Source organism: Alcanivorax jadensis T9 (assembly GCF_000756655.1).
Taxonomy (GTDB): Bacteria; Pseudomonadota; Gammaproteobacteria; order Pseudomonadales; family Alcanivoracaceae; genus Alcanivorax; species Alcanivorax jadensis.
The window spans coordinates 195994-221351 of the sequence record NZ_ARXU01000004.1 but is presented as its reverse complement, the minus strand read 5'-3'; the positions used below and the strand labels follow the sequence as shown (position 1 = coordinate 221351).

The 25358-nt window shown below is 59.1% G+C and carries 25 protein-coding genes; 10 read left to right on the top strand and 15 right to left on the bottom strand.

Annotated features, from left to right (window positions below; translation table 11 throughout):
- Window positions 1–79: 79 nt before the first annotated feature.
- Window positions 80–532: a tRNA adenosine(34) deaminase TadA gene (gene tadA, locus T9A_RS07785; protein WP_035246673.1), complete on the bottom strand. Its 453-nt coding sequence runs from the start codon at window positions 530–532 to the stop codon at window positions 80–82.
- A gap of 232 nt (window positions 533–764) precedes the next feature.
- On the opposite strand from tadA, the gene purT reads away from it, so the two are divergent.
- Both purT and T9A_RS07775 read left to right on the top strand, forming a co-directional pair.
- Window positions 765–1958 carry a formate-dependent phosphoribosylglycinamide formyltransferase gene (gene purT / locus T9A_RS07780; protein WP_035246670.1) on the top strand — a complete coding sequence of 398 codons (1194 nt, stop codon included), beginning with the start codon at window positions 765–767 and terminating at the stop codon, window positions 1956–1958.
- A 16-nt stretch (window positions 1959–1974) separates the two neighbouring features.
- Window positions 1975–2370: an NINE protein gene (locus tag T9A_RS07775; protein WP_035246668.1), complete on the top strand. Its 396-nt coding sequence runs from the start codon at window positions 1975–1977 to the stop codon at window positions 2368–2370.
- Window positions 2371–2405: 35 nt separating this feature from the next.
- Here the strand turns inward: T9A_RS07775 and T9A_RS07770 are convergent, their stop codons facing one another.
- Both T9A_RS07770 and T9A_RS07765 read right to left on the bottom strand, forming a co-directional pair.
- Window positions 2406–2840, bottom strand: coding sequence for a hypothetical protein (locus T9A_RS07770; protein WP_035246665.1), 435 nt, complete (start codon window positions 2838–2840; stop codon window positions 2406–2408).
- Between the two features lie 12 nt (window positions 2841–2852).
- Entirely contained in the window at window positions 2853–3188 is a 336-nt protein-coding gene (locus T9A_RS07765; RefSeq protein ID WP_052042632.1) for an ArsR/SmtB family transcription factor, read from the bottom strand.
- 99 nt (window positions 3189–3287) lie between these two features.
- On the opposite strand from T9A_RS07765, the gene T9A_RS07760 reads away from it, so the two are divergent.
- Window positions 3288–4541: an NADH:flavin oxidoreductase/NADH oxidase family protein gene (locus tag T9A_RS07760; protein ID WP_035246662.1), complete on the top strand. Its 1254-nt coding sequence runs from the start codon at window positions 3288–3290 to the stop codon at window positions 4539–4541.
- Between the two features lie 160 nt (window positions 4542–4701).
- Here T9A_RS07760 and T9A_RS07755 read toward each other — a convergent pair whose 3' ends face one another.
- Window positions 4702–6720 carry an NADPH-dependent 2,4-dienoyl-CoA reductase gene (locus tag T9A_RS07755; protein ID WP_035246658.1) on the bottom strand — a complete coding sequence of 673 codons (2019 nt, stop codon included), beginning with the start codon at window positions 6718–6720 and terminating at the stop codon, window positions 4702–4704.
- Window positions 6721–6943: 223 nt separating this feature from the next.
- Here T9A_RS07755 and T9A_RS07750 point away from each other — a divergent pair, with 223 nt between their 5' ends.
- Window positions 6944–7546 (top strand): TetR/AcrR family transcriptional regulator, encoded by a 603-nt coding sequence (locus T9A_RS07750; RefSeq protein ID WP_035246647.1) that lies wholly within the window; start codon window positions 6944–6946, stop codon window positions 7544–7546.
- A gap of 4 nt (window positions 7547–7550) precedes the next feature.
- On the opposite strand, the gene T9A_RS07745 is transcribed toward T9A_RS07750, so the two are convergent.
- From T9A_RS07745 to T9A_RS07720, 6 genes are all read right to left on the bottom strand, one after another.
- On the bottom strand, window positions 7551–8555 hold the full coding sequence (locus T9A_RS07745) for an alpha/beta fold hydrolase (protein WP_035246646.1): 1005 nt from the start codon (window positions 8553–8555) through the stop codon (window positions 7551–7553).
- 85 nt (window positions 8556–8640) lie between these two features.
- Complete coding sequence (locus tag T9A_RS07740; RefSeq protein WP_035246644.1) at window positions 8641–9984, bottom strand: ATP-binding protein; 1344 nt, start codon at window positions 9982–9984, stop codon at window positions 8641–8643.
- Window positions 9981–10649, bottom strand: coding sequence for a response regulator transcription factor (locus T9A_RS07735; protein WP_035246642.1), 669 nt, complete (start codon window positions 10647–10649; stop codon window positions 9981–9983). Before T9A_RS07735 ends, T9A_RS07740 begins: the two co-directional genes overlap by 4 nt.
- The gene (locus T9A_RS07730) at window positions 10649–10984 is read right to left on the bottom strand and encodes a PepSY domain-containing protein (RefSeq protein ID WP_052042629.1); all 336 of its coding nucleotides are present in this window, start codon (window positions 10982–10984) and stop codon (window positions 10649–10651) included. The genes T9A_RS07735 and T9A_RS07730 overlap by 1 nt, the downstream gene beginning before the upstream one ends.
- Window positions 10971–11279, bottom strand: coding sequence for a PepSY domain-containing protein (locus T9A_RS07725; RefSeq protein WP_035246637.1), 309 nt, complete (start codon window positions 11277–11279; stop codon window positions 10971–10973). The genes T9A_RS07730 and T9A_RS07725 overlap by 14 nt, the downstream gene beginning before the upstream one ends.
- Window positions 11280–11465: 186 nt before the next feature.
- Entirely contained in the window at window positions 11466–12752 is a 1287-nt protein-coding gene (locus tag T9A_RS07720) for an acetyl-CoA C-acetyltransferase (protein ID WP_035246635.1), read from the bottom strand.
- Window positions 12753–13066: 314 nt separating this feature from the next.
- Here T9A_RS07720 and T9A_RS07715 point away from each other — a divergent pair, with 314 nt between their 5' ends.
- Window positions 13067–14485, top strand: coding sequence for a 3-oxoacyl-ACP reductase (locus tag T9A_RS07715; RefSeq protein ID WP_035246633.1), 1419 nt, complete (start codon window positions 13067–13069; stop codon window positions 14483–14485).
- 566 nt (window positions 14486–15051) lie between these two features.
- Here T9A_RS07715 and T9A_RS07710 read toward each other — a convergent pair.
- Complete coding sequence (locus T9A_RS07710) at window positions 15052–15969, bottom strand: sterol desaturase family protein (protein ID WP_035246631.1); 918 nt, start codon at window positions 15967–15969, stop codon at window positions 15052–15054.
- 96 nt (window positions 15970–16065) lie between these two features.
- On the opposite strand from T9A_RS07710, the gene T9A_RS07705 reads away from it, so the two are divergent.
- From T9A_RS07705 to T9A_RS07695, 3 genes are all read left to right on the top strand, one after another.
- Entirely contained in the window at window positions 16066–16980 is a 915-nt protein-coding gene (locus T9A_RS07705; RefSeq protein WP_035246627.1) for a LysR family transcriptional regulator, read from the top strand.
- Window positions 16981–17037: 57 nt separating this feature from the next.
- The gene (locus T9A_RS07700) at window positions 17038–17553 is read left to right on the top strand and encodes an FxsA family protein (protein WP_035246624.1); all 516 of its coding nucleotides are present in this window, start codon (window positions 17038–17040) and stop codon (window positions 17551–17553) included.
- A 150-nt stretch (window positions 17554–17703) separates the two neighbouring features.
- A complete protein-coding gene (locus tag T9A_RS07695; protein WP_035246621.1) occupies window positions 17704–19029 on the top strand; it encodes a Na+/H+ antiporter family protein in 1326 nt (441 codons plus the stop codon).
- 77 nt (window positions 19030–19106) lie between these two features.
- Here the strand turns inward: T9A_RS07695 and T9A_RS07690 are convergent, their stop codons facing one another.
- The 4 genes from T9A_RS07690 to T9A_RS07675 form a co-directional block, all read right to left on the bottom strand.
- Window positions 19107–19385: a hypothetical protein gene (locus T9A_RS07690; protein ID WP_035246619.1), complete on the bottom strand. Its 279-nt coding sequence runs from the start codon at window positions 19383–19385 to the stop codon at window positions 19107–19109.
- Between the two features lie 161 nt (window positions 19386–19546).
- Complete coding sequence (locus T9A_RS07685) at window positions 19547–20566, bottom strand: AraC family transcriptional regulator (RefSeq protein WP_035246616.1); 1020 nt, start codon at window positions 20564–20566, stop codon at window positions 19547–19549.
- Window positions 20567–20691: 125 nt separating this feature from the next.
- Window positions 20692–21849: a fatty acid desaturase family protein gene (locus T9A_RS07680; protein WP_035246614.1), complete on the bottom strand. Its 1158-nt coding sequence runs from the start codon at window positions 21847–21849 to the stop codon at window positions 20692–20694.
- 64 nt (window positions 21850–21913) lie between these two features.
- On the bottom strand, window positions 21914–23032 hold the full coding sequence (locus T9A_RS07675; protein WP_232222036.1) for a ferredoxin reductase: 1119 nt from the start codon (window positions 23030–23032) through the stop codon (window positions 21914–21916).
- A 301-nt stretch (window positions 23033–23333) separates the two neighbouring features.
- On the opposite strand from T9A_RS07675, the gene T9A_RS07670 reads away from it, so the two are divergent.
- A complete protein-coding gene (locus tag T9A_RS07670; protein WP_035246611.1) occupies window positions 23334–23981 on the top strand; it encodes a TetR family transcriptional regulator in 648 nt (215 codons plus the stop codon).
- A 234-nt stretch (window positions 23982–24215) separates the two neighbouring features.
- Window positions 24216–25085, top strand: a complete 870-nt coding sequence (locus T9A_RS07665) for a MaoC family dehydratase (RefSeq protein WP_035246608.1) — start codon at window positions 24216–24218, stop codon at window positions 25083–25085.
- Window positions 25086–25358: the final 273 nt, after the last annotated feature.

Below are 25358 nucleotides of genomic sequence, written 5' to 3'. Positions count from 1 at the left end.
ACTGAGCCTAAGCGAACTGCACCACCCCGGCGTTTGAATGGTGCAGTTCGCCTTAGGCTCAGTGCACCCTACCCACACCTCACCCCTTTCGGCGAGCCGCGAAAAACGCCTTCAGCATGGCCGCACTCTCCGCCTCCATCAGACCCCCTTCTACCAGCAATTTGTGGTTGTAGAAATCCACCTGCGGTAACTGCAGCTGACTAACGCAAACGCCAGCACGGGGCTCACTGGCCGCATAAACCAGCCGAGCCACACGGGCATGAACCAGGGCACCGAAACACATGGTGCAGGGCTCCAGGGTCACGTACAGCGTGCTTCCCGGTAACCGGTAATTCTGCTCGGTCTCCGCCGCCGCACGTAGCGCCACCACTTCGGCGTGAGCTGTCGGATCATGGGCGATGATGGGTTGATTGAAGCCTTCACCCAGCACCCGCTGATCACGCACCAGCACGGCCCCCACCGGCACTTCGCCCGCCTCGGCAGCCTGCCGGGCCAGTTCCAGCGCCCGCTGCATCCAGATTTCGTCGTTCATGGCTCTATCCTGATCAATGCGGGGCCATGGTATGTCGCAGCCGGCCCTAGCCCGGATTTCTCACCCAAACGCTCCTCAATTCGGGTTTGGCACTACTATACAAGACAGAAAGCCATTTTAGAGTAGATTCCATTTTGTATCTCACGCTTGCCATGCATTAGACGAGAAGTCCGGGCTAGCACCAACACCCCATTTCGTTACAATCATGCCATCAACCGCATTGAGAGCTGTTATGACATCCATCGGAACGCCTTTTACCGACAACGCCACCCGCGTCATGCTGCTGGGCAGCGGCGAACTGGGCCGGGAAGTGGCCATCGAACTGATCCGTTATGGCTGCGAAGTGATTGCCGTTGACCGCTATGATCACGCCCCTGCCATGCAGGTGGCCCAGCGTAGCCATGTCATCAACATGCTCGACGGGGCCGCCTTGCGCCAACTGGTAGAACAGGAGAAGCCGGCGCTGATCGTCCCGGAAATCGAAGCCATCGCCACCGACGAACTGGTACAGCTGGAAAGCGAAGGCTTTACCGTCGTGCCCACTGCCCGGGCGGCAAAACTGACCATGAACCGTGAAGGCATTCGCCGGCTGGCGGCAGAAGAATTATCTCTACCCACCTCGCCCTACCGCTTTGCAGAAAGCCTGGAGGACTACCAACAGGCCGTTGCCGAGATCGGCCTGCCCTGCGTGGTCAAACCGGTGATGAGTTCCTCCGGCAAGGGCCAGAGCACGGTGAAAACCGAAACGGATATCCAGACCGCCTGGGACTATGCGCAATCCGGTGGCCGCGCCGGACAGGGTCGGGTCATCGTGGAAGGCTTTGTGGATTTCGATTATGAAATCACCCTGCTGACCGTGCGACACCGGGATGGCACCCGCTATGCCACCACCTACTGCGCTCCCATCGGCCACCGCCAGGAAAACGGCGATTACCAGGAATCCTGGCAGCCGCAAGCCATGAGCGAAAAAGCACTGCAAGCGTCTAAACAGGTCGCCGGCGCCATCACCGAAGCTCTGGGCGGCATGGGTATTTTTGGCGTTGAGCTGTTTATCAAGGGCGATCAAGTCTACTTCAGCGAAGTCTCTCCTCGCCCCCATGACACCGGGCTGGTGACCTTGCTGTCGCAAAACCTGTCGGAATTCGCGCTGCATGCCCGTGCTATTCTTGGCCTGCCGATTCCGGATATCGAACAACGCGGCCCCAGCGCTTCCTCGGTACTGCTGGTGCAAGGTGAATCCAGCGAGATGCGTTACAGTGGCCTAGACAAGGCCCTGGCCCAACCGGAAACGGAAGTGCGCCTGTTCGGCAAACCGGAAGTGAAAGGCAGCCGCCGCCTGGGTGTCGCTCTGGCGAGAGGCGAATCCATCCAGCAAGCGCGGGACAAGGCCAATGCTGCCAGCGCGGCTCTGAGCGTAGATCTTTAAAACGAGGATAATAACAATGCAAAATCAGGACACGCACAGCAAGGTGATCGGCTATCTGCTGTGGATTTTTGGTTTCATGGGCGCCCATCGCTTTTACTATGGCCGCCAGATCACCGGCACCATCTGGTTCTTTACCCTGGGCCTGTTTTTCATCGGCTGGATCATCGATCTGTTTCTGATCCCCGGCATGGACGATGCAGCGGACGAACGCTACGAACCCGGCAGCATCGATTACAACATCGGCTGGGTTCTGCTTACCTTCCTGGGCATCTTCGGCATCCACCGTTTCTACATGGGCAAGGTGATCACCGGCATCATCTATCTGCTTACCGCCGGGCTGTTTGGATTGGGCATCCTCTACGATTTCTGGACCTTGAACGGCCAGATCACCGAAAAGAACCGCCTGGCCTGAACCCGGCAGACGCCACGCCCATGGCGGGGGTGGCGTCAACGCATCACAAACCCCGCAAACAACACCGCGAAGCCACCCACCTCGGCCACGATCAACGACACCATGAAGGTAGACATGGCCAGCTCTGGCACACTACCGCCACCGAGACGATGGGGGCGCTGCAACTGATTACGGGTGTCCTGCAGGAAGCCGTGGAGAATATAGCTGCCGATAGCCAGGCCAAAAAACACCACGTTTGCCAGCACCGCCAGCGTATTGATCCAGTCATCCCAGACACTGAGTAGCGCAAACCGCTCCAGTACCAGACAGGCAAACGCGTACATCAGGCTCGCCCGGTGCGCCACATCCACATAGTAATGTGCCCGCCCCTTTTCACTGGTAGCGATCTGCCAGTATTTCCACACCCCGGTCAGCAGCCCCGTCAGAAAGTAGATACCGCAAGCCCACAACGCCCATTGGTCTGCTGTCATTCTTTTCTCTCCTTATAATTCGAAAAAATGCGCCAGGGTGGCCAGCATTTGCGGCTGGGCATGGCAATAACGCCGCCGCCCTTCCCGCTCCACCCGGATAAGCCCGGCCTCGGCCAGTTCTCGCACATGGTGGGAGACTGTGGGGGCACCGATATTGAGACGCTGCATGAAATCCCCGAAGGCACAACCCGCCGGCACTTTCGCCAGATCCGCATGACCATGGGCACGACAGTGCTCCAGAATCACTTGATAGATACGCAAGCGGTTAGGGTTCGACAGGGCACGAAAGGCCGCTGCCAACTGATCCGCTGAACTCTCCGGTATGTCTTTCTGTGCCAAAACCGGCACCTCCACACAAAATGGTTTGACGGGTATAAAACTAACTTATAGTTTGACCATCATCAAACTATATAGCTGCTGACCTGCACAGGTCGCTGGAGGACAATCGTGAGCCACGCGGACACTCTCGGACAATCACTGGCCCTGCCCTGCGGAATAACGCTGAAAAATCGCTTCGCCAAATCTGCCATGAGCGAAGCGCTGGGCACCATCGATAATCATGTCACCCCCGCACTGGAGCGGCTCTACGGTCGCTGGGCCCAGGGCGGTACCGGACTGCTGATTACCGGCAACATCATGATTGACCGCAACCACACCGGCGAGCCCCGTAACGTAGTACTGGAAGATGAGCGCGACATGACCCTGCTGAAACGCTGGGCCGAGGCCGGCAAAAACCAGGGCAATGATATCTGGGTGCAACTCAACCACCCGGGCAAGCAGATCCCGCGCATGCTCGCCAGCGGTGATACCCTGGCCCCCTCCGCTGTCCCCTTCGGCAAGGAACTCAAAAGCGCTTTCAAGACGCCACGGGCGCTCACAGAAGATGAAATCTTCGACATCATCCGCCGTTTCGCTACCAGCTCGGCACTGGCGAAGAAAGCCGGCTTCACTGGCGTGCAGATTCATGGCGCCCATGGCTACCTGGTCAGCCAGTTCCTGTCCGGCCACCATAACCGTCGCACTGACAAATGGGGCGGCTCCCTGGAAAACCGCATGCGTTTTCCGCTGGAAATCTATCGCGCCATCCGTGAGGCCGTTGGCCCGGATTACCCGGTAAGCATCAAACTCAACTCTGCGGATTTCCAGCGTGGTGGTTTCACCGAAGAAGAATCCATGACCGTAGCGGAAACCCTGGCCAATGAAGGTCTGGATCTGCTGGAGATTTCCGGCGGCAACTATGAAAACCCGGCCATGGCTGGCGCCAGGGGCGTGCGCGAAAGCACCGTTAAACGAGAAGCCTATTTCCTGGATTACGCCCAGGCCATTCGCAAGCGAGTCTCCACGCCACTGATGGTCACCGGCGGCTTCCGCTCCGCCCAGGCCATGGCACAAGCGGTGGAAAGCGGCGCCACCGACCTGGTCGGCATTGCCCGCCCCCTGGCAGTGGAACCAGATCTGGCCAATCGCATTCTTGCCGGCCAGGAAGGCGTTATAAGCCGGGTCACACCGCGCAAGACAGGCATCAAGATGATCGACGAGATGGCCATGATGGAAGTCTCCTGGTTTTCCCGTCAGTTGCACCGCATGGGCAAGGGACAGGACCCGAAACCGGATGAAAGCGTGCTGCTATCGTTGTTCAAGGTGATCACGGAGATGGGTATCGGCAGCTTCAAGACCCGACGGTTGCGGGCAAACAGCTGAAAGGCAGTGAATAGTTAATAGCGAAAAACACAAAAAAGCCCTTGCCGAGATTTGCCGGCAAGGGCTTTTTTTGTAGGAGCGGCGCTTGAGCCGCGAACCTGCTTGCGAAAACATTCCCAGGGACGCTTCGCGGCTCAAGCGCCGCTCCTACATCCCGCCCTTAAAGGGCCGCGGCTACTTCCGCACCCTGCTTGATGGCGCGCTTGGCGTCTAGCTCTGCAGCCAGGTCGGCACCGCCGATCAGGTGGAAGTTTTTCGCTTCTTCCTGATACAGCTCGCGCAGGGATTCCTGACCGGCACAGATCACCACGTGGTCCACATCCAGCACCCGGCTTTCCTCGCCGATCTTGATATGCAGGCCGGCATCATCGATTTTCTCGTAGCTGCAGCCTTTCAGCATGTCCACATTGCGGGATTTCAGGGTGGCGCGATGCACCCAGCCGGAGGTCTTGCCCAGATCCTTGCCCAAAGAGGTCGGTTTACGCTGCAGTAGCGTGATCTGCCGGGCGGGTTTTTCCACCTCCGGCTCAACCAGGCCACCGGGGGCATCGCTATCCATGTCCACGCCCCACTCCTTCATCCACTCTGGCAAGGGCTGCTCGCCGTCACGGGGGTGTTCAGCCAGGAATTCGGACACATCAAAACCAATACCGCCAGCACCGATCACTGCCACCTTTTCACCCACCTGGGCCTTGCCACGCAGAACATCTACGTAGGACAGCACCTTGGGGTGATCGATGCCGGGAATACCCGGTGTACGCGGCAGCACACCCGTAGCGATAACGATTTCATCAAAGCCCTGGGCCTGCAGATCTGCCACTGCCACACGGGTATTGAGCTTCAGGGTCACCCCGGTGTTTTCGATACGCTTGCCAAAATAGCGAATGGTGTTGTGGAACTCTTCCTTGCCCGGCACCACCTTGGCCATGTTGAACTGGCCACCGATCTCGCCGGCCTGATCGAACAGGGTCACATCATGGCCCCGCTCTGCCGCCACCGTGGCACAGGACAGGCCCGCCGGGCCGGCGCCGACTACCGCCACCTTCTTGGGCTTGGCAGTGCGCAGATAAAGCAGCTCGGTTTCGTGACAGGCACGGGGATTGACCAGACAGGATGCCCGCTTGAGCTGGAAGGTGTGATCCAGACAGGCCTGGTTACAGGCAATACAGGTATTGATCTCGTCGGCCTTGCCCTGCTCGGTCTTCTTCACGAAGTCCGGGTCCGCCAACAACTGACGGGCCATGGACACCGCATCCGCCTGACCGCTCTTGAGAATCTCTTCCGCCACATCCGGATCGTTGATGCGGTTGGAGGCGACCACCGGAATGGACACCACCTCTTTCACCTGGCGGGTGGCTTCGGCAAAGGCTGCCCGGGGCACAGAGGTCACGATGGTAGGCACACGGGCCTCGTGCCAGCCGATACCGGAGTTCAACAGACTGCTGCCGGCTGCTTCCAGGGCCTTGGCCAGTTCCAGCACTTCTTCGCGGGTGGAGCCTTCCGGCACCAGATCAATCACCGACATGCGGAACATGATGATGAAATCATCGCCACAACGCTTGCGGGTTTCGCGGACGATTTCCACCGGGAAACGACGGCGATTTTCTGCATTGCCACCGTACTTGTCCTTGCGTTTGTTGGTGCGCGGCGCGGTGAACTGGTTAATCAGATAACCTTCGGACCCCATGATTTCCACACCGTCATAACCGGCCTTCTTGGCCAGGTAGGCAGTGTGGGCAAAATCTTTCACCGTCTGCTCCACTTCCTTGGTGGACATGGCCTTGGGCTTGAACGGGTTGATCGGGCTCTTGATCGCCGAGGCGGAACGGGAGAACGGGTGGTAGCTGTAACGGCCCGCATGAAGCACCTGCAGGGCAATCTTGCCCCCTTCCCGGTGCACCGCATCGGTGACCTTGCGGTGGTTCATCACATCAAAGCGGCTGTTGAACAGCCCGGAGAACGGGTAGAACCACCCTTTCTTGTTCGGGTTGAAGCCACCGGTAACAATCAAGCCAACACCGCCACGGGCACGCTCGGCAAAGTAAGCCGCAAGCTTGGGAAACTGCCAGAAGCGGTCTTCCAGACCGGTGTGCATGGACCCCATGATCACCCGGTTCTTGAGCTGGGTATGGCCCAGATCCAGGGGGGAAAGCAGGTTGGAATAGCGGTCGGCTGTCATGGTGTGTGCTCCGTATCGTCACCAGAGATGGCTACGCGTTAATTATCTGGACGGCGTCAAGTTAATGGCTTATTTTGACACTGTCAAGATTATTGCTGAAACTAGTGTTTGAACAGAATAGGCATTTTTACCACAGAGACCACCGGGTTCACTGAATGGAAACCACCGCAGACTCTGTCTGGTGGGTAACTTGCCACAGGATAATCACGCCAGGATCATTTTCATGTCACGACCCGCGCGCTATCACCACGGCGACCTGCATTCCACCCTGCTCCGGGAAGCCAACCGGCTGCTGGACGAGGATGGCATTGATGGCCTGTCCCTGCGCAAGCTGGCGGAACGGGCCGGCGTCTCCCGTACCGCACCCTACCACCATTTCCGTGACAAGAATGCGCTGCTCTGCGCTCTGGCGACCCAGGCGTTCAGCCAACTGGATGAAATGATCGGTCGGCAATTACAGGGGGAAGGCTCGAAAGAACGGATTCAGCACTTTGTCCGCGAGTATCTGCGCTTTGCCACCGAACACCCGGAACAGTACGAGCTGATGTTCGGCCGCACCATCTGGAAAAGCGGGGCTCCCACCGAGGAACTGAAGGCGGTGGCCTATCGCAGCTTCCGCAACTATGCCGAACGGCTTGGGAGCCAGCTTCAGGGACGACTGCCCGCTGACACCGACCCCCTGCGTGTGGCCCAGGCCAGCTGGGCCACCGTCCATGGCCTGTGCCGTCTGCTGATCGATGGTATCTACGTGAACCGGGAAGACATAGAAGCCGTCAGCGAACAGTCAGTGGCACTGATCATGGCAGCCCTGGCCCCTTCAGCATGATCGGCTAACGACTTTGTTGCAGAAATGTCCGTAACGCTGCCATATAACGTTCAAAGGCTTCGAACTGGGGCACATGGCCAATACCCTCCAGTTCCACCAGGGTGGCATCCGGTATGCGCTGTGCGGTCTTTTCGCCCAGCTGGTCGTAGCGGCCCAGGGCCTCACGAATCCCCTCGGGAGCCCGGTTACGGCCCAGGGCAGTTCGATCACGGGTACCGATAACAAGCAACGTCGGTACCGCAAGGCGGTCAAAATCCTGCACCACTGGCTGGCTGAAAATCATGTCGTAGTGCAACGCCGAATTCCAGGCAATACGGCGGTAATCCGGCCCACGAATCCAGCCTTGTTGCAGAGTTAGCAGCGGGTCGTAGGCCTCCTTCCACTGACCATCAAAATAGCTGGCGGTCATGTAGCTCTTCACTTTCTCCGGGGTCTTTTTCAGCTCCCCCTGATACCAGGCATCCACGGACTGCCATGGCACCTGCTTCTGCTGCCAGTCTTCCAGGCCGATGGGATTGACCAGCACGAGCCCATCGCTGCGCTCTGGGAACATCAGCGCAAAACGGGTAGCCAGCATGCCGCCCATGGAGTGACCCACCACCGTGACGCGGTCCACTTTCAGGGTATCCAGCAGGCGACGGGTGTGGTCCGCCAGGGTCTGAAAGCTGTACTGGAAATGTGCCGGCTTGGAGGACTTGCCGAAACCGATCTGGTCCGGCACCACCACGCGGTAACCATCGGCCAGCAATTCGATGATGGTGCGCTCCCAGTAGGCACCGGAAAAATTCTTGCCGTGCAGAAGCAGCACCGTTTTTCCATTGCCCTGTTTCGGCGCCACATCCATGTAGGCCATTTCCAGATCCTGTTGCTGATCGTTCAGGCTCAGCGTCTGCACCGGGGAGGGATACGAGAAACCCGTCAGACGGACATCAAGGGACAGCGGGGCAGCGACCAGGCGTCCGGCCAGCAACAGTCCCGCCAGCACCAGCCACAGTGGCTGTACTTTCATGGGGCGCTCCTTATCAGGCGTTGTCAGGTGTTTATGGTCCGAGTGCTATTGCCGCACCGGGGTTCCCGGCCAACCAGGATTATGGCTAGGGAGCCTCTGAATAACTTCCTGCGGCCGGGACCGGCAACCGCAGTTCCACCCGCAGACCTCCCCAGGCGCTCTCCCCCAGGGACAGCTCGCCCCCGTAAGCCGCCACGGTATCGCTGACAATGGCCAGCCCCAGGCCATCCCCCGGAGTGCGTTCGTCCAGGCGCTGACCACGCTGCAGCACTTGCTGGCGTCGCTCTGGCGCAATACCCGGGCCATCATCCTCCACGCACAGGTGCAGATGCCCGTCGCGGTCATCGAGGGTCAGGCGAATGCGGCTATCCGCCCACTTGAAGGCGTTATCCAGCAGGTTGCCCAGCACTTCCAGCATATCGTCCCGCTCCAGTGGCTGAGCGGGCAGCTGATCGCCCTCCACCACCACTTGCAGAGAACGGTGATGTGCCCGCTCCAGCGTGGTTAAAAGCAGGGGCACATGGTCGGCAGGACAAAACCGGTTGCTGGCTGTCACGCCGGCCGCCACGCGGGCCCGCCCCAGAGCCCGGCGGATAGTCGCTTCCATCTGACCCAGCTGCTCTTCCAGCAATGCATGAAGAGCCGGGTCAGCGGTTTTCAGTGGTTCATTGCAGCGATTTTTCAGCACCGCCAACGGGGTTTTCAGCGCGTGCCCAAGGTCACCCAAAGCGTGACGGGAGCGCTGCAGCTGCTGCTCGGTATGACGCTGCAGCCGATTGATTTCCAGCACCAGCGGATGCAGCTCCAGCGCCACGTCTTCATTAAGCGCATTGCGCTGCCCACCGCGAAGTTGTTCGATTTCCTTGCGCGCTTGTCGCAATGGCGACAACCCCCGGCGCAACAACCACTGCTGCACCACAGCCAACGCCAGCAATACCACCAACCAGGCGATCAGCACGGCGGTGCGGGTACGGCTGTACGCTGTCATTACCGGGGTGTAATCCTGGGCCACAACGATCGTCACCGGCTGATCATTCATCCGGTACTCACCACGATAACGCAGTAACTGCTGACTACCCGGGCCTGGCTGCAGCGCCTCGTCCATGCCGGGGAGGCCCGGCAGTGTTAGCGTGGCGTCCCACAGGGACCGGGAACGCCAGCGGCTGTCAGCCACTTCCACCACAAAATAACGCCCGGACAGAGGCCGCCGATAGGCCGGATGCAGACGGGTCGGGTCGAGGGTGAGCTCATCATTCTGCCCCCGGCCGATGGCGGTGAGCACTCCGGCAGCATCGTCACGGAGCGAATCGCTTAGCGCTTCACGCTGCTCCCGCTCCAGCCACCACAGTGCCCCCTGGCTAATCAACAACCCTGCCAGCAGCAAGCTGACAAACAGGCTGATACCCAAGCGGCGGCCAATGGATCTCATCCGTCGCCCCCGATGAACACATAGCCCTGCCCCCGGCGGGTTTCGATCGCACCCTTGCCGAGTTTGCGGCGCAGCCGGTTTACATGCACTTCCAGCACATTGGAATCCCGGTCACTTTCGTTGTCATAGAGGTGGGAAGCCAGTTGCCCCTTGGAAAGCAACCGACCCGGGTTATGCATGAAATACCGCAACATGCGGAACTCGGCACCGGTCAGCGTCATTTCCTGCTCACCCTGCCAGACGCTCTGGCGCTGCTCATCCAGTGTCAGGCTGCCGACGCGCAGGCGCGAGTCATTGACGTTGCCATGGGTGCGCCGCAGCAGGGCCTGTACCCGCAACAATAATTCATCCGGGTGGAAGGGTTTGGTCAGGTAGTCGTCAGCGCCCACTTGCAGGCCCTCGATCTTTTCCGACCAGCTATCCCGGGCGGTGAGAATCAGCACCGGCACGCCCAGGCCCTCTGCCCGCCACTGACGCAATACCTGCAGCCCGCCCATGCCGGGCAAGCCCAGGTCGAGAATCACCAGATCGAAAGGATCATCGTGCGCCTTTACCAGTGCATCCCGGCCATCAGCCAGCCAGTCCACCGCATAACCGTGCTCACGCAACATGGGGATCAGTTGATCAGCCAGGGATACGCTGTCTTCCACCAACATCAACCGCATCAATCGTCTCGCTCATCGTCCAGCCAGGTTCCGTCACGGGCATCGATTTCCAGCTCACGCACCACACGCTCACGGGTCAGTAACTCGATTTCGTAGACAAGAATACCGTCATCCCGCTCCAGCTCCACCTCCAGCAGGCGGGCCTCGGGGTAACGATCATGGATAGCGTCCAGTACGGTTTCAAAAGGCAGCACAAGGCCCTGCTCTCGTAATCGCAGGGCCTCTTCATGGCCGACATCATCTGCGGTCAACGAAGGAGACATCAGGCCAAGCAGGACGAGAAGACTCGCCCTGCCGGCCAGGATCGGGATTGGCAAGGGATCAGTCTCGCTCATCCTTCAGCACATCGCCGGTACTGGCATCAATGTCCACGTCCCATTCCTGTCCCTGGGCATCACGCAGCTCCACCTGGTAGATGTAGCGGCCATATTCATTTTCCAGTTCGGTGTCGGTGATCTGTGCTTGCGGGTGCTTGTCCAGAGCCACCTTGTCGAGCGTCTCCAATGACTGAATCGTGCCGTCTTTCACCAGTTGTGGCACTTGCTGGTGGGGAACATCATCAGCATAAACGGTGCCGGCGGCAGCCACGCCAAGCAGGGCTGCGATCAGAGTGGTTCGGGTCAATGTCATGGTGTTTCTCCTTTCCTTTTGGGTTGGGTTTCCCTGTCGGGATTGAGAACACTGTACGAGTACAACCTGAATCTACCCTGAACGGTAACTGAAACCAGCATGAATGGGTGGGCAGATATCCCCGTCGTATATTTCAGGCATAAAAAAACCGGCCCGAAGGCCGGTTTTTCTGAGTCATGCCAGCGATTACTTCTCGAGAATCGCTACCACACCCTGGCCGCCAGCAGCACACACGGAGATCAGTGCGCGGCCGGAGCCTTTTTCGTTCAGCAGCTTGGCAGCGTTGGCGATGATACGGCCACCGGTAGCAGCGAACGGGTGACCGGCTGCCAGTGAGGAGCCTTTCACGTTCAGCTTGCTGCGATCGATGCTGCCCAGCGCTTTCTTGCGGCCCAGTTTTTCCTTGCAGAAGGTCTCGTCTTCCCAGGATTTCAGGGTAGACAGTACCTGGGACGCAAAGGCTTCGTGGATTTCGTAGAAATCGAAGTCCTGCAGGGTCAGGTCCAGCTTGTCCAGCATGCTCGGCACGGCGTAGGCCGGGGCCATCAGCAGGCCTTCTTTCTTGCCGATGAAGTCCACGGCTGCGGCTTCACCGATGGTCAGGTAGGCCAGTACCGGCAGGCCACGCTCTTTGGCCCACTCTTCGGTGGCCAGCAGTACCGTGGAAGCACCGTCGGTCAGCGGGGTGGAGTTGGCCGGGGTCATGGTGCCGTCCGGGCCGCCGAAGCAAGGCTTCAGGGTAGCCAGTTTTTCCAGGGTGGAATCACCGCGCATGTTGTTGTCGCGTTCCAGACCCTTGAAAGGAGTGATCAGGTCATCCTGCCAGCCATCTTCATAGGACTTGGCCAGGTTCTGGTGGGATTTCCACGCCAGCTCGTCCTGATCTTCACGGGCAATGCCCCACTCCTTGGCGGTGAGTGCCTGGTGCTCGCCCATGGACAGGCCGGTGCGCGGCTCGCCGTTCTTGGGGATGTCGGGCATCAGGGATTTCGGGTTGAGCAGCTTCAGGCCCAGCTTGGCGCGCTCGCCGTTGGTCTTGGCACGGTTCAGAGCCATGAACACCTTGCGGGCGTCTTCGTTCACACCCAGGGGCGCGTCAGAAGTGGTATCCACACCGCCAGCGATGGCGCAATCGATTTGCCCCAGGGCGATCTTGTTAGCCACCAGGATGGCCGCTTCCAGGCCGGTGCCGCAGGCTTGCTGCAGGTCATAGGCCGGAGTTTCCGGGGCCAGCTTGGAACCCAGCACGCATTCGCGCACCAGGTTGAAGTCACGGGCGTGCTTCATGACTGCACCGGCAGCCACTTCGTCGATTTTCTCGCCGTGCAGCTTGAAACGATCCACCAGACCGTCGATGGCAGCAGTCAGCATGTCCTGGTTGCTGGTATCAACATAGGCGGAGTTGGAACGGGCAAACGGGATACGGTTACCGCCGATAATGGCAACCTTACGTACGGCTTTACCTGCCAGCATAGTCATGTCCTCTAAAGATGGCGGTGAGCAACAACAGCGTGAAAACGCTTAAGTATTCACTCGAATGGGCGCAGTCTACCCGCAACCGGCACGGCCTCATTGGCTCAAACGCCTGTTTGACTACCGGCGCCGGTCAATACACCCGCCACATTGCAGTGATTCAATACGCGCCAGTGTGCGACAGGGCTGACCGTCATGCCCTACGAAAGAAGTCTTATTTTGACCATTCTTTCTCCGGCACCCCTTTAAACCTGTCCCGGTTGACATAAGGTTAAGCGGGACTCATTCATCATTTGATGGCAAAGGACAGGACCATGAGCGATACCTATCAGGCGATTGCCAATTCCTCTATGGGCAAGGCGCTGTTTGGCGCAATCAACCTCCCTATTCCGGTCATTCTCGAGCGCTGGCAGCCGGGCCAGGCTTCCTTCATCAAGGGCCGTGTGCTGGTGGGTGCCGCCAACGGTTCCACCGGTATCGACACCGTCCTGGCGACCCTGAAAGGGGCTCCGGAAGCACAGGTCGCGGTACTGGCCAACACCGGTAACGCCACCGAGCTGCAGAAGAAAGCCGGCAAGCTGGGCGTGAGCGCGGACAACTACACCGCCAACCGCGAAGACGATGCCAAGTTCAAGGGCCTGGTATTCGATGCTACCGGCATCCAGAACCCGGACGAGCTGAAAGCCCTGTGGGAATTCTTCCACCCGGTGATCCGCAAGCTGGATAAATGTGCCCGCGTTGTGGTCATCGGCCGCACCCCGGAAAAACAGACTGGCGCTGCCCGCGTAGCCCAGCGTGCCCTGGAAGGTTTCACCCGCTCCGTGGGCAAGGAAATCAAGAAAGGCGCCACCGCCCAGCTGGTGTATGTAGACGAAGGCGCAGAAGCGCAACTGGCGTCTCCCCTGCACTTCTTCCTGTCACCGAAATCTGCCTACGTATCCGGCCAGGTGGTTCGCGCCACCGAAGCGGGCTTCAAGGCTGCCAAGTTTGACTGGGACAAGCCGCTGGCCGGCAAGAAAGCCCTGGTAACCGGTGGCTCCCGTGGTATCGGTGCTGCTATTGCCGAAGTACTGGCCCGTGACGGCGCTACCGTTACCGTGCTGGATATTCCGCCCATGGCCGACGACCTGAACCAGGTGGCCGGGCAGATCGGTGGCGATACCCTGGAACTGGACATCACCGCTGACGACGCCCCTGCCACCATCGCCGCCAAGGCCAAGGAAATCGGCGGCTACGATGTGGTCGTGCACAACGCTGGTGTCACCCGCGACAAGATGCTGGGCAACATGCCAGAGAAATTCTGGGACATGGTGCTGAACATCAACATCGCCAGCCAGCTGCGCATCAACGAAAAACTGCTGGCTGACGGCGGCATGGGCAAAGGTGGCCGTATCATCTCCATCAGCTCCATCGCCGGTATCGCCGGTAACCTGGGCCAGACCAACTACGGCACCTCCAAGGCAGCCGTGATCGGCATGATCGACGCCTACAAAGATGAGTACGCCGAGAAAGGCATCACCATCAACGCCGTGGCGCCGGGCTTCATCGAAACCCAGATGACCGCCGCCATCCCCTTCACCATCCGTGAAGCGGGCCGTCGCATGAACGCCATGAACCAGGGCGGTCAGCCGGTGGATGTAGCCGAAACCATCGCCTTCTTTGCCAGCCCGGCCTCTCAGGGTCTGACCGGTAACGTAGTGCGTGTGTGTGGTCAGATGCTGCTGGGTGCCTAAACCCAGAAGCAAGTTGAAAGTTTCAAGTTGAAACGCGACTTGAGGCTTTTGCCACATGATCAACAAAGGAGCCGCGCCGCAAGGGGCGGCTTTTTTGTGTGTGGGTTGTGCTCCCAATCTATCAACGATAGCCGCTGCAGGAACGGAGCGTAGCGGAGTAACACACGTAGTTCCGTGCGGCCCGAAGGGTGAGCGTAGCGAATAACTCCTCTTGAAGGGCGAACCGTGTGTGAACGCGGGAATCAACCGAAGGATGATCAGACGCTGACTGGACAGGTTTTAAAAAAGGGTGCGGGAACGGATATGTCTGCCGCCTCGCTTCGCTCGGTTCGCCCCTCAAGAGGAGCTCCTACAGCGGTTTCATAGATATGCCGTAGTAAAGGCCCACCACCAACAAGATCATCGTAGAAGTCCTGGCGCATCCGGTCCCCGGTTTTATCTTTTCGCAACTCGCTCCTCGTCACTCGAGACTGATGTTAAAAAGCCCCGCCAGGCTATCCCCGGCAGGGCGCGAAAGATCCCGTGCTCTCCCGCAACGAGGCGCTACAACATCAGCGCGGTAACTGTCAGGCCGCTTTCGCCAATTTTTCTTCGCGCTTCTTTTTGGCTTTCGCCGCCCCACCCCGCATGTACTGGCGCACATCCCAGAAGAAATAGCGTTTAAGCACGCTGTTGGCCTCGTCATCCTTCTGGCGCCAGCCGTAGACGTCAGGCTTTTGCTTTTCGATGGCCAGGGTGCCGAAGATCAGCCAGTCGTAGATCGCCAGCGTGGAGGTCACATTCTTGGCGGAATTGGGGCCACGGGAATGGTGGTGGTGATGCTGGGTCGGGAAGGTCAGCACATGGGCCAGCGCCCACATGGTCTTGCGCACCCAGGCCCACTGGTGATTATGGAAGTAGAGATCCCAGTTCCAGTTCACATGGGTCTGCGCGGCCCAGATGCCCTTGATGGCGGTGCCGACCAGAAACACTTCCACCAGGCCCAGATACAGGCACACCAGCTGGAAGGTGTAATTCGGCATGATCAGCCACCAGGCCCAACCATTCACAAAGGTCTGGGTCACTGACAGTTGGCCCTTGTTGTCCTGGCCACCAGCCAGATGGTGGGGACGATGGCTCATCTTGTAGAACGCCTGCACCCATTGCAGGAAACGGTTCTTCGGTCGGCGGCTATGGGCAAACAGGTGAAATGCGCCGTGAATCAACTCTTCAATGCAGAAGAAGACGATCAGTGTCGGCCAGAAATACTGCGCTTCCAGCCAGGCCAGAGAACCGGCACTGCCGGGAAACAGCCGGGAAAGCCCCAGCGTCAGGAGCAGCAACACCAGGGGGCGCTGCACGGCCACCATCATGAAGGTGGCCAGAAAAGCGATTTTCCAGTCCTGCCGGGTCTTTTTACCGTCGCGGGTGCGGCCGGCCACCAGCTCCCAGATTGCTGTCAGAATGATGAATACCGTTACAAAGGCGGTCAGTTGCTGATCCATTGTTATTCTCCGGTTTAATCCTGTCGTTGCGCACACCCCAGAAAATAACCAGCCGGCACTCCTTTTCCTAATTGATATTTGATATAAGTAATATCCATGAAGCTGAACTTACGCAGTATCGACCTGAACCTGCTTCCCGTCTTCGCTGCCATCATGGAAGCTGGGCAACTGTCGCGAGCCGCCGACCAACTGGGGATGAGTCAACCCGCTATCAGCGCGGCGCTGCAACGGCTGCGTCACACCCTGGACGACGAGCTGTTTGTGCGAACCCGCCAGGGGATGGAACCCACTCCCCGCGCCCGGGAATTGCACCTGCTGCTCGCTCCCCAACTGGCGTCCCTGGGCGATGTCCTCGATCCAGGCAACCGCTTTGATCCCACCAGCAGCCAGCGCCATTTCCGGCTGCTCAGCGCGGATTACTTCGAGATGGTGATGCTGCCACCACTACTGCAGCGCATTCGCCACCGGGCACCTAACGTGGTGCTGGAAATCGCCCCCGCCGGCGACAACATGGCCGAGATGCTGCACAAGGCCCACGCCGACCTGGCCGTGGATGCTTTCGTCCAGGAAGACAGCCGACTCCACCGTGAGGTCCTGGTGGAAGAAAACCTGGTGGTGGTGGCGCGCCGAGGCCACCCTCTCTTCAAGGGGCGCTGCAGTAAATCACGATTTCTGGAGGCCGAGCATGTGGTGCTGCCTGACCGTAACCGCCGTCTGCCGCTGGACCAGATTCTCAACGCACCAGGCTGGCAGCGCCGCACCGGTGCCCGGGTGACCCAGTTTGCCAGCATGCTGGCCGTCAGCGCCCGCTCGGACATGATCGCCACCGTTCCCGAACGCCTGGCACGCCATTACGCCGAGGCACTGCAATTGCAGGTATTGCCCTTTCCCGTGTCGATCCCCCCGGTACCGATTTATATGCTCTGGGCAGAAGCCCAGGAACGTGACCCCGCCCATCGCTGGCTGCGCCAGCAACTGACCGATTCCATGGCCCCGGAACCAGCCCCTTGAATCCCTGTCCAAATAACACCATCTTGAGACACATATACCTCTGACACAGGACACCCCATGGGTTTCGGTCGCATTTTCTTCTTCATCTTCGGTTTTGCCCTGCTGGAAGTGCTGGTGCTGGCGAAAGTGGCTAGCCTGATTGGCTGGCCGATCACTATCGTCGCCACCGTGGTTACCGCCCTGCTGGGTAGCTACCTGTTCCGCCGCCAGGGGCTGGAGACCTGGATACGTCTCAACCAGCGTATGCAACAGGGCGACATGCCCGGCCAGGAAATGGTGGAAGGGATCATGCTGCTGCTCGGCGGCGCCCTGCTGATCACCCCCGGCTTCATCACCGATGCGGTGGGCTTTGCCCTGCTGCTACCAGGTTCACGCCGTGCCATGGCTCGCAAGGTCATAGAGAAAGGCACCCTGCAGGGCTTCACCACCATGCAGGGCGGCGGCTTTACCTATACCCAAACCCGCTATACCCAACACCAACAGGGCGCCAACCCCTTCCAGCAACCACCCCGCCAAAATCACGATGGCAATGTGACGATAGAGGGGGAAGCGCACCGCACCGACGACCGGTAACCTCACCATCTTGTCAGGTAGACCACCAGCGGCAGCTTACCCTGCGCGCGCCGAAGGTCGGCGTGCACCGCCCCAGGGTTAGCACGCCTTCCTCCTCCCCTGCTAAACTCCGCGCCTTCCAACCGACCCAGCCAGCCCGGCGGAGGCGCCATGAACCCGTTACTCAACCCCATCGTCTGGTCCGTGATTCTGCTCATGGGACTGAGTATTGCGCGCATGAACGTGGTGTTGGCGCTATTGTGCGCGGCGCTGGTGGCGGGCATTGGTAGTGGACTGAACCTGGAAAACACCCTTGCAGCCTTTGGCGATGGCCTGGGGGGCGGCGCCAATATTGCACTGAGCTATGCCCTGCTCGGCGCCTTTGCGGTGGCCATTGCCCGCTCCGGCATCACCGAATGGTTAGCCGCACGGATCATCGCCCGACTCGGTCGCGCCCCGGCCCCGGACCAGCTGCGCCTGATCCGTACCCTGCTACTCACGGTACTGCTGGCTGCCGCCATCATGAGCCAGAATCTGGTGCCCATTCATATCGCCTTTATCCCCATCCTGGTGCCACCGTTGCTGGAGGTGATGCACCAGCTGCGCCTGGATCGACGACTGGCCGCCTGCGTGCTCACTTTCGGGCTGATCACGCCCTACATGGTGTTGCCGGTGGGCTTCGGCAGTATTTTCCTGCATACCCAGCTCGGCCCCAGCCTGGCAAAAGCCGGCCTTGAGATTCCCAAAGCAGAGCTACCGCTGGCCATGCTACTGCCCGCTGCGGGCATGGTGGTGGGTTTGATTCTGGCGTTCATCCGCTATCGCAAGCCCCGCGATTATCAGCCGGTAGAGCTCCCCGGCGAGGAACAGCACGTCTCGCTCTCGCCGCGCAACGTCATCGTCGCCGCCATCGCCCTGGCCGCGGCCCTGACACTACAGCTTTACAGCGACTCCATTATTCTCGGGGCATTGGTGGGGTTTCTGGTGTTTACAGCGGGGGGTGTAGTGCCCTGGCGGGAATCCCAGGATGCCTTTACCCAGGGCGTGAAAATGATGTCCCTGATCGGTTTTATCATGATTGCCGCCAACGGCTATGCCGCGGTGGTAGGCGCCAGCGGGCAGGTGCCCGTGCTGGTGGAAAGCGTGACCAGCGGCCTGCAAAGTCCACCATTGGCAGCGGCGCTGTTATTACTGCTCGGCCTGTTTGTGACGCTGGGGATTGGCTCGTCGTTCTCCACCATCCCCATCATCACCACCCTGTATGTGCCGCTCTGCCTGGCACTGGGTTTCTCCCCGCTGGCCACCGCCGCCCTGGTCGGAAGCGCTGCCGCGCTGGGAGATGCGGGCTCCCCGGCCTCGGACTCCACGCTGGGGCCCACCGCCGGCCTGAATGCCGATGGTCAGCACGACCATATCCGCGACACGGTGATTCCCACTTTTATTCATTACAACCTGCCACTGATCGCCGCAGGTTGGCTGGCTGCCATGGTGCTCTGAATAAAGCGTCCGCTAGCTTGACCGTTGGAGCCTTTTTCACAAGGCTTCAACGAACCAACAAACGCTACAGCTCCGAATTACTTACTCTTCCACATACGGGCCACCGCCTTGTCACTGCCCAACAAACCCACCACTTCACACACCAGACCCACCGCCAGGAAAACAGCGACAGGAATCAGCCCGCCATACAGCTGCGCCACCAGCGTTGCCGCCAGGGCCCCGGTAGCAAGCACCAGAAACAATGTACCGACCACAATCAGAATTTTTCGATGCGAGGGGCGATAGGCATAGCTGTCATCACCAGACTCAAAGGGGGTGAGAATGGGAGAGAAAACTTTGCGCAGAGACTCTTTCACTGGTTAACACCGACTAAACGTTTTGATGGATGCCCCACCACCCGGTGAGGCGAAGAATTACGGCACCCTTGCATGGTGACGCCTGAAAATATTTCTACGATAAATCGCAAAAAGGCGCCACTGGCGCCTTTCTTTTGCTTTAACCTTTCAACTCGCAACGCTCAACGGTTCTCCGCCGCGTCTTCTTCCGCCTTCAACTTGCGGTACTCGATCGGGGTCATGCCGACCCAGCGTTTGAAAGCCCGGTAGAACGTGGACGGTTCCGAGAAGCCGGTGAGATAGACGATTTCATCAATGGATTCTTCGGTACCGGCGAGAAGACGCTTGGCCAAACGGCAACGATAGTCAGCGACCAGCTGGTTGAAGTTGGTGCCGGCATCCGCAAGCCGAGTCCGTAGCTGACGGGCCTTGATGCCCAGGCGTTCGGCCACTTCTTCCAAATTGGCATGACCGGATTCCAGCAGCTCACCGATCAACCGGTTGACCTGGGCCACCAGGTCCTGCTTTTCCAGCCGCGCCACCTGCTCACTGGCGAGCTGTTCATGCAGGTGCAGCAGTTCCGGCTCGTGGTGGGCTGACGGCAAATTCATGACCCGGGCATCGAAGTACATGCCAATGCTCGGCATGTCGAATTTCACCGGGCAGTCGAACAGACGTTCGTATTCCAGTTTGTCCGCATGGCGGGTATGACCAAAGTGCACCTCCAGCGGCTCGAAGGCCCCGTCGGTAACAAAGCGGAAAAATTTGATCACGCCCATCATCATGCATTCGTTGAGATGACTGAGGCGTTTGCTCCAGATCATCTGCTTGAGGAAGACTCGGTCGCCTTCTTCAAACAACTCTCCCTGGGCGGCATCGGACAGCAGGCGCTGGTAATCCAGGGCTCGCTTGAGGCCTTCGCCAAAGGTGGGACTGGAAAGGAACAGGTATTCGAGCACCTGGCCCTTGTAGACCGGAATATGCTCACCCAGATGCAGGCCGATGTGTTCATCGCCGGACACCTTCTCCAGGGCCTGCCAGAACCATTCCTGGGCATCATGGGGCGTACGCAGGTCCGGCACCTGAAGGATGGATTTGTCGAGACCGACTTCTGCCAACACGGCATCGGCATCAACACCGGCGTTTATCATGGCCTTATAGGCCATTCGCAACAGCACACCGGAATCTGTCATTTCTGCCATGCGTTCTGCCTTGTCCCCAAATAAAAAAAGCTACTCTCAGATCGACTGAGAGTAGCATAAGGATGGCAGGGCCGGAACCAGCGCAGGACCGGCCCGAACCAGGAGATCAGACCACCTTGAGGCTATCAGGCAGCCTTGCGTGTCTGTGACTCAGGTTCACGGGTCAGGGACACTACTTTGGCGCGCAGACCATTGAGCGGGCCCTTCTTGCTGCCGCCTTCCGTTTTGCTGGGCAGGGACAGCTTGAAGATCCGTTTCCAGACGCTCAGGGACTGCTTCACGAAAGAGCCGGTGTTGTACGGCAGGCCATGTTTTTCACAGATGGCACGCACTTCAGGCGCAATGCGGGCGTAACGGTGAGCCGGCAGATCGGGGAACAGGTGGTGTTCGATCTGGAAGCTCAGGTTGCCGCTCATCACGTGCATCAGACGGCCACCTTCGAAGTTGGCCGAACCAAGCAGCTGACGCACATACCACTGGCCACGGGTCTCGTTCTCGATCACGGACTCGGGGAACTGCTCCACCTCTTCCGGGAAGTGACCGTTATAGATCACCTGGGAAGACCACAGGTTGCGCGCCACATTGGCCGCCATATTACCGGCGAACACGAAGGGGGCGAACGGTCCCGCCAGGGCCGGGAACAGCAGGTAGTCCTTGACCAACTGCTTGCGCATCTTCTTCCAGGTCGGCTTGAATTCGGCCTTCACCTCTTCCTTGGTCTTGGTCTTGTAGATCAGGTAGTCCTCCAGCTTGAGGCTCTGAATCGCCACAAAATGCTGGAAGAAGGTCGCCAGGATACCTGCCAGGATCGGGTTGAACAGGAAGCGGGGTTCCCACTCCTGGTCTTCCGACATGCGCAGGATGCCGTAACCAATGTCATGGTCCTTGTCGAGCACGTTGGTGAAAGTGTGGTGCTCGAAATTGTGGGTCTGCTTCCAGGCTGTGTTAGTGCAGGTGTTGTCCCAGTCAAAGACTTTGGAGTTGATGGCCGGATCGCCCATCCAGTCGTACTGGCCGTGCATCACGTTATGGCCGATTTCCATGTTGTCCAGGATCTTGGAGGCAGAAAGACAAGCCACACCCGCCAGCCATGCCGGCGGCAGGAAACCCGCCATCAGCAAGCCGCGGCCGGCCACTTCCAGACGACGCTGACGCTTGATCAGGGTGCGGATATAGGTGGCATCTTCTTCGCCCAGGTCCGCCATTTCACGATTACGGATGACGTCAAGTTCCTGGCCAATGGTCTCGAATTGTTCGGCGGTCAAATTGCTGAAAATACTCATGTGCTTTCTCCTTAAACCCGGTTTGAAGATTCGTCTCGGGACGCTTCGGTTTGGGTGAATCCGTTTAGATGTCGAGGGTCACCGTGCCCACCGGCACGCTGATGCAAATTTGAATGTCTTCTTCGCCACTGGTGATCTCGCCGGTGCGGATATCGCGCACTTCACCGGCCGTCTTGCGGCAGGTACACGCGTGGCAGATACCCATGCGGCAACCGGATTCCGGGGTAAGACCGGCGGACTCGGCCTGTTCCAGCAGGGTGGCGCCATTGTTGATGGCCATTTTTTCGCTCTGTACGAAGCGCACTTCGCCTTCGGCGCTGTCGCTTTCGATCTGCGGCGTCGCCAGGGTGAACTGCTCCTTGTGCAGACGCTCAGCCAGGCCATCCTCTTCCCAGACTTTTTCCACCGCAGCCATCATCGGCGGCGGACCGCACAGAAAAGTGGTTGCCTGTGCAAATTCCGGCGCAGCAATGTACAAATGTTCACGGGAAAACAGACCGGAAAGCTCACCCTGTTCACCCTCGTTATTGAAGCAGCGCACCAGGGTCACGTTGTCATGAGCCCGCGCAATCTCGTCCAGCTCGCTGGCGTAGATCATGTCGGCGGCGCTGTTGGCGTAATGCAGGAAGGTGATCGGGCCGCTGAAGCCCTCATCACACAAGGTGCGCAGCATGGACATCACCGGGGTGATACCACTGCCGCCACTGATCAGCAGCACCTGCTCAGGACGCTGTGCCGGCAGGGCAAACTCACCGTCCGCCTGAGACAACAGCACCACATCGCCAACACTCAGCTGTTCACGCAAATGGCGGGAAACAAAGCCGTTGGCGTGCACTTTCGCGGTCAGCTCGATGCAGCCGTCAGCGCGGTGCAGGGAGTTGGCCGGTGAATAGCAGCGGGTCTGACGCTTGCCATCAATGGTGACGGAAAGCTGGACAAACTGACCGGGAATAAAGCCTTCCCAGTTATGATTGGGACGCAGGGTCAGGGTCACGCTGTCATTGGTCAGGTAGCGCACATCTTCAACCTTGGCGCGCACCTCATTAACGGACCACAGCGGATTGAACACTTCCAGATAACGGTCAACACCGTGGGGATAGGAAAGAATATCCGCCACACGGGACTGCAGCAGGCGGGTCAGGCCTTGCTGGAAACGGCTGGAGGTCTGTGTCATTGCGTTCATTGGGTTCATCCCTGTAAGTGAACAGTTGTACGCATTATTCATAGACCCACGATTTAAGTCAACACCTGTACACTTAATTTTGTAAATACCTGCATTATCATGCAGTTACACATGTTTTTTGCGCACCAGTTGCATCACGGCCCCACAACGAGGAGAATTTACAGCGTATTTTCAGGGTCTGTTGGTGTCTTAAGCCTGCCACCACCCCGGCATATTCCTGCCCGGCCAGCCGGAAACAGGTGGAAAAACTGCCGGCCAGGCCTGACCAGCGACCTGAAACCCAATGCAGAGGCGACCGGTAATGACCAAGGAAACCACCAGCAGAGCCCGCAAGCCGAAACGGGGCCAGACCCGTGAGGCTCTGATGGCGGCGGCGCTGGATCTGGTCGTCAAGAAAGCCCCCTTCTCCAGCCTCAGTCTGCGCGAAGTCACCAAGCGTGCCGGCGTGGTACCCACTGCCTTCTACAGGCATTTCCCGGACATGAGCGCCCTGGGTCTGACTCTGCTGGATGAATCTTTCCGCACCCTGCGCCATATGATGCGCCAGGTCCGCCAGGAAGAGCTCCCCAACGAGCGCATGCTGCGCGGCTCCCTGGAGGTGTACTTCAACTATGTCCGCAACAACCGCGCTCACTTCCTGTTCGTCTCCAAGGAACTGGCCGGTGGCACCCCCACCATGCGCAACGCCATTCGCCGGGAAATCCGCATGTTCACCAACGAGCTGGCCATGGACATGGCACGCTTTCCGTTTCTGAATCATGTCAACGCGGAAGACCTGCAGATGATGGCCGGGCTGGTGGTCAACAATGTGACGGCCCTGACCCAGGAAATGCTGGAACTGGAAGAAGACGACGAATTCGGTCAGAACCAGGTGCTCGGCACGGCGGAAAAACAGCTGCGGCTTATCTATTTCGGCGTCGGCTTCTGGAAGTCCAAAGCGGATCAATGATCCCCGGGCTTGCGGCCCTTTCCTCCCGACAGCAAACCTCCATCACAGTTTTCTTTTCGTGTGCTTTAGTCCCTATACAGCTTGTCTGCACGGCCAATAGCGTGCCGGCTACCCTGCTCTATACTCCTTCCGTGTCGTCGTTCCATGATCTTTGCGCCTCTGCCTGTCACAACTCAGGGACATAAAGATCATGGGTCTGAGACCACCACACGACCAACGGGAAAGGATCGAGTAATGAGTGAGGTAAAATTCCGCGAACTGCGAAATGCGCCCCCCATGGTGATCAACTTCGCCAAGGCGGTCCTGCGCGCCACCGTGAAGCCGGGCAGCAACCCCACCCTGCCGGAAATCGGCCTGCGTCTGAACGACGTGGCACTGGATGAAAAACACCTGGCGGCCTACCGCAAGGTGTGTGGCTTCGCCGCCGACGGCAAGCTGCCGGTCACCTACCCGCACATGCACGCCTTTCCGCTGCATATGGCCCTGATCCTCAGCGACGGCTTCCCGTTCCCGGCCATGGGCCTGGTGCACGTGCGCAACAGCATCACCCAGTACCGTCCGATCAGCGAGCGCGAGCAGCTGAACGTGAAGTGTTTCCTGGGCAACCTGACCAAGGTGGACAAGGGCTACGAGTTCTCCATCTTCACCAGCATCAGCACCGGCGGTGAACGGGTCTGGGAAAGCGAATCGGTGAACTTCTTCCGTAGCGGCGGCGGTAGCAGCAGCAAGAAGAAAGATGCGCCCAAACCGCAGCCAGCCACTGATACCGTTGAATGGAAGGTTCCCGGCGACACCGGCCGCCGCTACGGCGCTGTTTCTGGTGACCGCAACCCGATTCACCTGTATCCGCTGTCCGCCAAGTTGTTCGGCTTCAAACGCCAGATCGCCCACGGCATGTGGTCCAAGGCCCGCTGCCTGGCCGAGCTGCAGAACCAGCTGCCGGAAGAAGCTTTCACCGTGGATGTGCAGTTCAAACTGCCCATGTTTATCCCTGCCACCGTGAAGTTCGAGAACAAAGCCGCTGACGGCGGCAGCGACTTCCGCCTGCTCGCCAAGGACGGCATCAAGCCGCACCTGGCCGGCCAGATCCGCCCGGCGGAGTAAAAACAGCTTCAAGCCGCAAGCTGCAACGCGGGCAGGGCCGTGCTAATCACATAGCGCCCTGCCCGCGTTTTTTGTGGCTGGCTTGCAAAGAACGGTAGGAGCGTCGCTCACGGCGCGATTCGAACCTTGCCGTAGGTTGTTGATGTAGGAGCACCTCTTGAGGTGCGAACCGAGCGAAGCGAGACGACAAAGATCAAAGTCCGTCCGCCATTCTTTCTGGAACCTGTCGAGCGCTGATATCCCTGATCAGCCTGCGGCCGATTTCCGCGCAAG